The sequence below is a fragment of the Nonomuraea corallina genome, from assembly GCF_027620315.1.
Classification (GTDB): domain Bacteria; phylum Actinomycetota; class Actinomycetes; order Streptosporangiales; family Streptosporangiaceae; genus Nonomuraea; species Nonomuraea corallina.
Genome location: NZ_JAPNNL010000234.1, coordinates 1 through 9,462, shown reverse-complemented (window position 1 = coordinate 9,462; position 9,462 = coordinate 1). Strand labels below are relative to the sequence as shown.

At 70.7% G+C, this 9,462-nt stretch carries 10 protein-coding genes; 5 read left to right on the top strand and 5 right to left on the bottom strand.

Annotated features, from left to right (window positions below):
• The 4 genes from OUY22_RS33865 to OUY22_RS33850 all read right to left on the bottom strand — a co-directional run.
• Positions 1 to 1,729, bottom strand: a 1,729-nt coding sequence (locus OUY22_RS33865) for a thioredoxin domain-containing protein (protein WP_270159364.1), incomplete at its 3' end; no start/stop codon positions are given.
• 72 nt (positions 1,730 to 1,801) lie between these two features.
• Entirely contained in the window at positions 1,802 to 3,010 is a 1,209-nt protein-coding gene (locus tag OUY22_RS33860; RefSeq protein WP_270159363.1) for a C40 family peptidase, read from the bottom strand.
• 47 nt (positions 3,011 to 3,057) lie between these two features.
• Entirely contained in the window at positions 3,058 to 3,558 is a 501-nt protein-coding gene (gene greA / locus OUY22_RS33855) for a transcription elongation factor GreA (protein ID WP_270159362.1), read from the bottom strand.
• Between the two features lie 108 nt (positions 3,559 to 3,666).
• Positions 3,667 to 4,086 (bottom strand): DUF4307 domain-containing protein, encoded by a 420-nt coding sequence (locus OUY22_RS33850; protein WP_270159361.1) that lies wholly within the window; start codon positions 4,084 to 4,086, stop codon positions 3,667 to 3,669.
• A 136-nt stretch (positions 4,087 to 4,222) separates the two neighbouring features.
• Here OUY22_RS33850 and mca point away from each other — a divergent pair, with 136 nt between their 5' ends.
• The 3 genes from mca to OUY22_RS33835 are packed head-to-tail and all read left to right on the top strand — an operon-like array spanning position 4,223 to position 5,608.
• Positions 4,223 to 5,107 (top strand): mycothiol conjugate amidase Mca, encoded by an 885-nt coding sequence (gene mca / locus OUY22_RS33845; protein ID WP_270159360.1) that lies wholly within the window; start codon positions 4,223 to 4,225, stop codon positions 5,105 to 5,107.
• 45 nt (positions 5,108 to 5,152) lie between these two features.
• On the top strand, positions 5,153 to 5,314 hold the full coding sequence (locus OUY22_RS33840; protein ID WP_270159359.1) for a hypothetical protein: 162 nt from the start codon (positions 5,153 to 5,155) through the stop codon (positions 5,312 to 5,314).
• The gene (locus OUY22_RS33835; protein ID WP_270159358.1) at positions 5,315 to 5,608 is read left to right on the top strand and encodes a GNAT family N-acetyltransferase; all 294 of its coding nucleotides are present in this window, start codon (positions 5,315 to 5,317) and stop codon (positions 5,606 to 5,608) included. It abuts the gene before it with no gap.
• Here OUY22_RS33835 and OUY22_RS33830 read toward each other — a convergent pair.
• Positions 5,594 to 6,742, bottom strand: coding sequence for a hypothetical protein (locus OUY22_RS33830; protein WP_270159357.1), 1,149 nt, complete (start codon positions 6,740 to 6,742; stop codon positions 5,594 to 5,596). The two genes, OUY22_RS33835 and OUY22_RS33830, sit on opposite strands and share 15 nt — an antisense overlap.
• A 99-nt stretch (positions 6,743 to 6,841) precedes the next feature.
• On the opposite strand from OUY22_RS33830, the gene OUY22_RS33825 reads away from it, so the two are divergent.
• Together OUY22_RS33825 and OUY22_RS33820 are read left to right on the top strand one after the other, a co-directional pair.
• Positions 6,842 to 7,375 carry a hypothetical protein gene (locus tag OUY22_RS33825; RefSeq protein WP_270159356.1) on the top strand — a complete coding sequence of 178 codons (534 nt, stop codon included), beginning with the start codon at positions 6,842 to 6,844 and terminating at the stop codon, positions 7,373 to 7,375.
• A gap of 214 nt (positions 7,376 to 7,589) precedes the next feature.
• Positions 7,590 to 9,383, top strand: a complete 1,794-nt coding sequence (locus tag OUY22_RS33820; protein ID WP_270159354.1) for a phosphoenolpyruvate carboxykinase (GTP) — start codon at positions 7,590 to 7,592, stop codon at positions 9,381 to 9,383.
• The last annotated feature ends 79 nt before the right edge of the window (positions 9,384 to 9,462 follow it).

Genomic DNA, 9,462 nt, shown 5'->3' with positions numbered 1-9,462 from the left:
CCACCACCGCCACCTCGACAGGCCCGTCGAGCGCGGCCCTGGCCACGGCCAGCCCCCACCCGGCGAACCGGGCGTGCCTGCCGGCCAGCACCGACACCGTGCCGAGCGCGGCGTGGGCGGCGTCCCGGTGCCGCGCGGAACCCGTCAGCGCCGCGTACGACAGCAGCGCCCCCGCCGCCGCGTACTGGCCGGAGGGCGTGGCGTTGTCCGTCGGGTCCTGCGGGCGCTGGAACAGCCGCTCGGCGTCGTCGGCGGTGTCGTAGAACCCGCCGGTGCCGTCGCCGAACCGGTCGAGCACGGTGTCGAGCAGGGCTCCCGCCAGCCGGAACCAGCGCGTCTCCCCGGTCACCCCGTGCAGCGCGATGAGCCCCTCGGCCAGGTTGGCGTGGTCGTCGAGCACGCCCGCGTTGCGCCCGGCGCGCCCGTCACGGGAGGTGCGCAGCAGCCTGTCGCCCTCGACGTGCACCTCATGCAGCAGGACCGCCGCGGCGGTGGCCGCCTCCACCAGGTCGGCCCGGTCGAAGACCATGCCGGTCTCGGCCAGGGCCGCGATGGCCAGCCCGGTCCAGCTCGCCACCACCTTGTCGTCGCGACCGGGACGTACCCGCAGCTCGCGCGCGGCGAGCAGCCGCTCGCGCACCCGCGCCAGCCGCTCGGGGTCGTCCGGCTCCCGGAGGAGCTGGAGCACCGACGTGCCGTGCTCGAACGTGCCGGTCACGTCGAAGACCCGGACCGCCCAGTCGCCGTCGTCGGGGCCCAGCGCCTCGCGCAGCTGCTCGGGGGTCCAGACGTAGAACCTGCCCTCCTCGCCCTCGCTGTCGGCGTCGAGCGCGGAGGCGAAGCCGCCCTCGGGGGTGCGCAGCTCGCGCAGCAGCCAGTCGGCGGTCTCCAGCGCGACCCGCCGGGCCAGAGGCTCGCCGGTCGCCGTCCACCAGTGGGTGTAGACCCGCAGCAGCAGCGCGTTGTCGTAGAGCATCTTCTCGAAGTGCGGCACCACCCAGCCGGCGTCCACGCTGTAGCGGGCGAACCCGCCGCCGAGCTGGTCGTAGATGCCGCCGCGGGCCATCGCCTCCAGCGTCCTGCCGGACATCTCGCGCTCGCCCGAGCGCAGCAGGAACTCCAGCACCATCGACGGCGGGAACTTCGGCGCGCCGCCGAACCCGCCGCGCACCGGGTCGAACGACTCGCGCAGGTTGGCGACGGCCCGCTCCAGCGTCTCGGCCGTGGGCTGCGGGCCGCTGGGCAGGGCGGTGCCGGAGTTGAGCACCTCCACCACCTTCGCGCCCTGCTTGAGCACGGTCTCGCGGTCGTTGACCCAGGCGTGGTGCAGCCCGGTCAGGAGCCGCTGGAACTGCGCCCGCGGGAAGTAGGTGCCGCAGTAGAAGGGATGACCGTCGGGGGTGGCGAAGACGGTCATCGGCCAGCCGCCCTGCTGGGTCATGGCCTGGGTGGCGCTCATGTAGACGGCGTCCACGTCGGGCCGCTCCTCGCGGTCGACCTTGACGTTGACGAAGTGCTCGTTCATCAGCCGGGCGGTGCCGGGGTCCTCGAAGCTCTCGTGGGCCATCACGTGACACCAGTGGCAGGACGAATAGCCGATGGAGATCAGCAACGGCGCGTCGCGGCGGCGCGCCTCGCGCATGGCCTCCTCTCCCCAGGGCCACCAGTCGACCGGATTGCCGGCGTGCTGGAGCAAGTAGGGCGAAGACTCCTCGACGAGCCGGTTCACGGCACCACCCCCTGTGTCCCAACAGCCACCCTACCGCCGCGAGCGGACGTTGATCGGGTACGGGCGGGGGCGTCAGCGGACCTGGGCCGCCGCCTGCGGGCTCACGCGGACGACGCCGGCCAGATTGCGGGTGCTGACCGGGACGATCTTCACCACGTCGCCGGTGCGCGGGGCGTGCAGCATCTTCCCGTCGCCCCAGTAGATCGCCACGTGCGAGATGTAGCCGGGGTTGGTCGGGTCGTGCCGCCAGAACAGCAGGTCGCCCGGGTGCGCCTGCGAGAGCGGCACCTGCGGGCCGGTGACCCACTGCTGGTGCGTCACCCGCGGCATCTTGACCCCGGCCTGGGCGAAGGCCCACTGGACGAGCCCGGAGCAGTCGAAGCTGTCCGGTCCTTCGGCCCCCCACACGTACGGCCTGCCGAGCTTGGAGGCGGCGGCGCGCAGGGCGGCGGTGAGCTGCTCCCCGGTCATGAACGCGCCGGCGGGCCAGTCGCGGGCCCTGACCGTCGCCTGCGGCCGCACGGGGTTCACCAGGGCCGCCTGGGAGCCCTTGGGCAGCAGGCGCAGAACCCTGTCGCGGAGCCTGGCGGAGTCGGTCCTCGGGGCGCTGATGATCAGCGCGTTGTCGCGGGGCAGTCCGAGCGCCCGGCCGGTCTCCTTGGACACGATCGCGTCCACCGCGCCGAATCCGGTGGTGGCGTAGGCGCCGATGCGCAGCGGCCCGGCCGGGCCGTTGATCTTGCGGTGCAGGGTGAGCCCGCCGTCGTTGCCGAGCACGAACGAGACGGCGACGTCGCCCGCGGCCACGTTGGTCCACAGCGGGTCGGAGGTCGCCGTCACCTTCGGCGTGTAGGCGCGGAAGGTGGACGGGTCGACGGCGAGGGTCTGCACCGGTTTGCCGTCGAGCCTGACGCTGGCCGCGTCGGCCAGCTCCAGGGCGCGCACCCCGGGCAGGCGGGCGATCTTCCGTAACTGCGTCTGGGTGAACGGCTTGCGGGTGACGACGAACACGTGCGGCTTGTGGAGCTTGCCGACCGGCGCCACCGGCGGCACGGCCCTGGCGTCGGCCATCAGGCTCTGCCGGGGCGTCTGGCGGGCCCGTACGGGCTCGGTGACGGCCGGTGTCTCGGGCTCGCGGGGCTCCACGAGCAGCAGGACGTCGGCGGTGAGGACGGCGACCAGGGTCACCACGATGAACGGGATCAGGCGGCGGTGGTCACGGCGTCCGCCGGACCTCAGCAGGAAGCCGAGGTCCTGGCGGATGCCGGAACCACCGCGCATGAGTTCCGCCGGGCCTTGGGGGGCCCGGCGGCGCCGTTCAGGATGCATCAGTTGCCGATGTAGGGCACGGCCTCGAGGATCTCGACGGTGTTCTGGCGGCCGTTGGGCATGCTGTAGGTCGCCTTGTCACCGATCTTCTTGCCGTTGATCGCGGCGCCCAGCGGGGACTTGGGCGAGTAGACGTCGATCGGCGCGCCGCTCTCCTCACGCGAGGCGAGCAGGAAGGTGACCTCGTCGTCGTCGCCGACGAACCGGATGGTCACGGTCATCCCGGGCTCCACGATGCCGTCGGCCGCGGGGGCCTTGCCCACGCGCGCGTTGTCGAGGATCTGGCGCAGATGGAAGATCCGCGCCTCCATCTTGCCCTGCTCGTCCTTGGCGGCGTGGTAGCCGCCGTTCTCGCGCAGGTCGCCCTCTTCCCGGGCGGCCTCGATCTTCTTGGCGATGTCGACGCGCCCGGGCCCCGAGAGATATTCGTACTCGGCCTTCAGGCGGTCGTACGCCTCCTGCGTCAGCCATGTGACGTTCTCATCGCGAGAGTCGGCCACGGGTTCTCCTTGCTTGCCTAGGGGGCCCTGAGATCACTGAAGGTCACGTACGGTGGAATTGCGAAAGGCTAACAAGCCCGCCGCTCGAACGCTTCCCCAAATGTCTCACTATACGAGATTGCAGTATTGGATGTGGACGGAAGTCGCCTCGGCGCTGGTGCCCAGGCGTTCCTTGACCTGCTTCGTACCCTCAGCTGGGGGAATTCTTACTTCTTTGCTGCCCACTTCCACGTGATGCACGTCCATCGCCCGGACGCGGCACACCGCCTCGCGGTCGTCGGGCTTGCTCACCGTGAAGGTGATCTCGGCCTCGGACGGTCCCAGGACGGCGAAGGACACCACCTGCGGGACGGCGCCGTTGGCGCTGCCGTTCATCGACCACATGACGTAGCCCCACCCGCCTGCGACGATGGCCACGAGCACGCCGATGACGACGTGCACGACGAGGCGGCCGCCGCGTTCGGGACGGTCCGGGAAGTCGTCGGGGGTGCCGAGAACGGGTCCGTTCCCGACATCTCTGGTGGCCATGGTGGAATCTCCCTGCACTCCCTCGGCGTTATCCGAGACAATTGTCGCCCGCGGGGGTCATGCCCTCGCGACCGCCCAGCAGAAACTACCTCTCTGGGCGACTGATCGGTCCCTGTCCTGAGGAGACATCGAGCCCGTGAGTGCACCGTTGAGGTTGATGGCCGTCCATGCCCACCCCGACGACGAGTCGAGCAAGGGCGCCGCGACGATGGCGCGTTATGTCCGCGAGGGCGTTGACGTGCTGGTCTGTACTCTCACCGGCGGCGAACGCGGCTCCGTGCTCAACCCGAAGATGGACCGGCCCGAGATCGTGGCCGACATCGCCGAGGTGCGCAGGGCCGAGATGGACCGGGCGCGGGAGATCCTCGGGGTGCGGCAGCGTTTCCTGGGCTTCGTCGACTCCGGGTTGCCGGAGAGCGAGGACGAGGAGCTGCCCGAGGGCTGCTTCGGCCTGCAGAAGCTGGAGGTGGCGTCGGCGCCGCTGGTGGCGGCCGTGCGCGAGTTCAGGCCCCATGTGATCCTCACGTACGACGACGACGGCGGTTACCCGCACCCCGACCACATCATGACGAACAGGGTGTCGGTGGAGGCGTTCGAGGCCGCGGGCGACCCCGACCGCTACCCGGGCACCGGCGACCCGTGGCAGCCGCTCAAGCTCTACTACCACATGGGCTTCCACCGCGCCCGGTTCGAGGCGCTGCACGAGGCCATGCGGGCGCGCGAGATGGGCTCGCCCTACGGCGACTGGATCGCCCGCTGGGAGGACCGGCCCGCCAAGTGGGAGGTGACGACCAGGGTGCCGTGCGGCGACTACTTCCAGATCCGCGACGAGGCGCTCATGGCGCACGCCACCCAGGTCGACCCCGACGGCTGGTGGTTCGTCTGCCCGCGCGAGCTGCAGCAGGAGATCTGGCCGACCGAGGACTACCACCTGGCCCGTTCGCTGGTCGACACCGAGCTGCCCGAGGACGACCTGTTCGCCGGCATCCACGCCGAGGAGGCGTCGCCGGCCTGCCACTGATCCGGCGACCGGAGCACGGCCCCCGGATGGCAGACTGGAGGGGTGATGGTTCTAGCAGCTGGTGAGGTCAGCCCGGGCCTGCTCGGCTTCGTCGTGGTGGCTGCCCTCGGTTTCGCTCTCTACTTCCTCGTCAAGTCGATGAACAAGCAGATGGGCAAGATCGAGGTGCCGCACGAGCGCGAGTTCGAAGACGACAAGGCCAAGTAGATGTCCGAGGACGTCGTCGACAACCCCGGCAAGAGCCGCTTCGAGATCCTGGTCGACGGCGAGGTCGTCGGGTTCGCCGACTACCTCCTGCTGCCCACCAAGGTGGTCTTCACCCACACCGAGGTGCTGCCGAGCCACAGCGGGCAGGGGCTCGCGGGCCGGCTGATCGGGCACGCGCTCGACCTCACCCGCGACACCGGCCTGAAGGTCGTGCCCCGGTGCGGCTACGTCGCCTCCTACATCGAGCGCCACCCCGACTACCAGGACCTGCTCGACTCCTCAGTCACCAGGTGACCAGGCGCGCTCCAGCGCCTGGGGCAGGCCCCACCAGCCCAGCGGCGTGAGCACGCCGCTGTCGTCCACGATGCCCAGACAGGCCCAGAGCGCGACCACCGGCTCGAAGAGGCTCTCGGTGGCGGTCAGGTCGCCGGCGTCGTGCTCGTCGACGTCGACGTCCTCCGACTCGGCGATCAGGCGGGCGATCCGCTCCGGTGAGGCCAGCACGCCCGGCCCGGTCCGGGCCAGCGCCGCGACGGCGGCGAGCCAGTCGGCGTGCTGGATGGCGCAGAGATGGGCCAGCATCTCGTCCTCCAGGCTGACCTCGCGGTCGAGGTCGGCGAATTCCTCCAGCAGGAGGGCCTCCTCCGGCAGGTCGGCGACCGGCCCGGCGATGCCGGCGGCCACCGTCAGCCACAGCTCGGCGTCGTCGTCGGGCATCGCCTCGTCGAGGCCCGCGCAGGCCCGCAGCACGTTGCCCGGGTAGCCCGCGGCGGCCAGGAGGGCGCGCAGCCGGGTGGCGGCCCGGTCCAGCTCGGCGACCGGCAGCTCGGGCTGCTTGGGCAGCCCGGCCATGACGCGGCGCAGCTCCGACAGCGCGAACGCCTCCTCCTCGTCCCAGGCGGAGAACATCTCCTCGTCCTGCTCGTCGCTCACCGAGAACCCGGGCACCCGCCCGTCGGGCAGCGGCGTGGCCAGCCAGCGTTCCTGCAGTTCCTCGTACGCCCTGCGGGCCCGCTGGTCGCCGGACGCGAGCGCGTCGGGGTCGATCTCGCCGGCCCGCACCCGCTCCTCCAGGTGGGCCACGAGCAGGTCGTGCATCTCCTGGGCCACCGGGCCGCGTTCGTCCTCCTCCGGCCAGACGAAGTAGCTCGGCGTCATGAGGATCGGCTCGGTCCCGGTGGACTCGATCCACCGCTGGACGTCGCCCACCGTGGCGGCGCCGGACTCGATGGAGGCCAGCGCTGCCCTGGTCGACTCCCAGAACGGCAGGGTCAGCGGGTTGCCGACGGACATCAGGGCCCTGCGCAGGTCGGGCAGCGCCACCAGCGCCACTCCTGAGGGCACGGCCAGCAGCGCCCGCGCCACGTCTCTGCGGGTCAGCGCGGTGGCCGGGCGGCCCGCGTGGCGGCAGACGAAATCCAGGTCCACGCTCCGTAAACTACGCCCCCGCCCGGGCTGCCGCACCTGCGCCGGTACGGCGACGGCCTCGGGGGTGCATTTCCGAAGCAACTATGTAATGGTGATTACATGGAAACAACCGATGCGACCGCGCAGGTGCGCGGCTGGTTCACCGGCCGGCTCCCCGAGGGCTGGTTCACCGGGGCGCCGGAGATCGCCAGGGACCGCGAGGAGATCGCGGTCATCGGCACCCTGCCCGATCCGCCCGGGGACATGGACGAGGCCGAGCGGGCCGCGCTCGTCGACGGCCTCATCGGCCGCTTCCGCGAGGAGACGCGGGAGCGCCGCATAGAGATCGCCAAGGAGGCCGAGCGGAGGTTCCGGCAGAAGGTCTCCTGGGGCGTCACCTGCGCCGGCCGGACTGTGATGTTCACCACACTGTCCGTGCCGGTTATGACCAGGTTGCGGCAGTCCGAGCGGCAGGTGCTCGACACCCTGGTGGCCGCCGGCGTGGCACGCAGTCGCAGCGACGCCCTCGCCTGGTGCGTCCGCTTGGTCGGGCGGAACACCGACACCTGGCTCGCCGATCTGCGCGACGCGCTGCAGCATGTCGACCGGGTCCGGGCCGAAGGGCCCGACGTCAATTCCCAGAGAATGGACTAAACCATTTGCGGGAATTGGTTTAGACCATTCCGATTGGTATATACCAGTGCTCTGAGATTCTCTTTTAAAGCCGGTCGCGGTGGGTAGGGTCCCCGGATCGTCAAGGCCGCTGCCTGCGGTGACGCCCGAGGTCGAGAGGTCTACGCCAATTGGCTTTCCGGTGTCGTCGTCGTCGATGATGAGCGAGCCCTGAGAGAGTGGAGGAGCCGCTGTCGTGTCCGTAACCGTGGAAGTTCCCGCCCCGACCAGCAATGTCGAATTGGTCACATGGGTCAATCAGATAGCCGCGCTTACCCAACCGGACCGGATCGAATGGTGTGATGGTTCTGAGGAGGAGTGGACGCGCCTGACCAACCTCCTCGTGGAGCAGGGCACGTTCACCCGGCTCGCGAAGCGGCCCAACAGCTTCTACGCCGCCTCCGACCCGAGCGACGTCGCCCGCGTGGAGGACCGTACCTTCATCTGCTCCGAGCGGGAGGAGGACGCCGGGCCGACGAACAACTGGATCGCGCCCGACGAGATGCGCGAGACGTTCGGCGAGCTCTTCAAGGGCTGCATGCGCGGCCGCACCATGTACGTGGTGCCGTTCTGCATGGGGCCGCTCGGCGGCGAGATCTCCCAGGTCGGCGTGGAGATCACCGACTCGGCGTATGTCGCCGTGTCCATGCGGATCATGACCAGGATGGGCGAGCGCGCGCTGCGGCTCATCGAGGAGCGCGGCAGCTTCGTCAAGGCCGTCCACAGCGTCGGCGCGCCGCTGGAGCCCGGTCAGGCGGACGTGCCGTGGCCGTGCAACTCCACCAAGTACATCAGCCACTTCCCCGAGACCCGCGAGATCTGGTCGTACGGGTCCGGGTACGGCGGCAACGCGCTGCTCGGCAAGAAGTGCTACGCCCTGCGGATCGCCAGCGTCATGGCCCGCGACGAGGGCTGGCTGGCCGAGCACATGCTCATCCTGAAGCTGACCCCGCCGTCCGGTGAGGTGCGCTACATCGCCGCCGCGTTCCCGAGCGCCTGCGGCAAGACCAATCTGGCCATGCTGCAGCCCACCATCCCCGGCTGGAAGGTGGAGACGATCGGCGACGACATCGCCTGGATGCGCTTCGGCGACGACGGGCGGCTGTACGCCATCAACCCCGAGGCCGGGTTCTTCGGCGTCGCGCCGGGCACCGGCGAGGTCACCAACGCCAACGCGGTCAGGACGCTCTGGGGCAACAGCATCTTCACCAACGTCGCGCTCACCGACGACGGCGACGTGTGGTGGGAAGGGCTCACCGAGGAGCCGCCCGCCCACCTGACCGACTGGAAGGGCCGGTCCTGGACGCCCGCCAGCGGCGAGCCCGCCGCCCACCCGAACGCCCGCTTCACCACCCCGGCCTCCCAGTGCCCGACCATCGCCCCCGAATGGCAGGACCCCAAGGGCGTGCCGATCTCGGCGATCCTGTTCGGCGGACGCCGCGCCACCGCGGTGCCGCTGGTCACCGAATCGCTGAGCTGGCAGCACGGCGTCTTCCTCGGAGCCAACGTCGCCTCCGAGAAGACCGCCGCCGCCGAGGGCAAGGTCGGCGAGCTGCGTCACGACCCGTTCGCCATGCTGCCGTTCTGCGGCTACAACATGGGCGACTACTTCGGCCACTGGCTGGAGCTGGGCCGGCGCGAGGACGTCGTGCTGCCGCGCATCTACTACGTGAACTGGTTCCGCAAGGACGCCGACGGCAAGTTCATCTGGCCCGGCTTCGGCGAGAACAGCCGCGTGCTCAAGTGGATCGTGGACCGGCTCAACGGCGAGGCCGAGGCCGTCCCGACGCCGATCGGGCTGCTGCCCGACACGCTCGACACCGACGGCCTCGACCTGTCCGAGGAGGACCTGCGCACCCTGCTCAGCGTCGACCCCGAGGTCTGGCGCGAGGAGGCGGCGCTGATCCCGGCCCACTTCGAGAAGTTCGGCTCCCACCTGCCCAAGGAGCTGTGGGAGGAGCACCGGGCGCTGCTCGACCGCCTCGGCTGACCTGAGACCCTCCCCGGGGGCCCCCCCGCCCCCCGGGCGCCCCCCCCCCGGCCTGTCCAACGCCATCAACAACCTGCCC

Excerpts from the sequence above, each read along its gene's own strand:
- OUY22_RS33860 (WP_270159363.1), bottom strand. The coding sequence starts at position 3,010 with ATGCGCGGTGGTTCCGGCATCCGCCAGGACCTCGGCTTCCTGCTGAGG.
- OUY22_RS33825 (WP_270159356.1), top strand. The coding sequence starts at position 6,842 with ATGGAAACAACCGATGCGACCGCGCAGGTGCGCGGCTGGTTCACCGGC.
- OUY22_RS33840 (WP_270159359.1), top strand. The coding sequence starts at position 5,153 with ATGGTTCTAGCAGCTGGTGAGGTCAGCCCGGGCCTGCTCGGCTTCGTC.
- OUY22_RS33850 (WP_270159361.1), bottom strand. The coding sequence starts at position 4,086 with ATGGCCACCAGAGATGTCGGGAACGGACCCGTTCTCGGCACCCCCGAC.
- OUY22_RS33835 (WP_270159358.1), top strand. The coding sequence starts at position 5,315 with ATGTCCGAGGACGTCGTCGACAACCCCGGCAAGAGCCGCTTCGAGATC.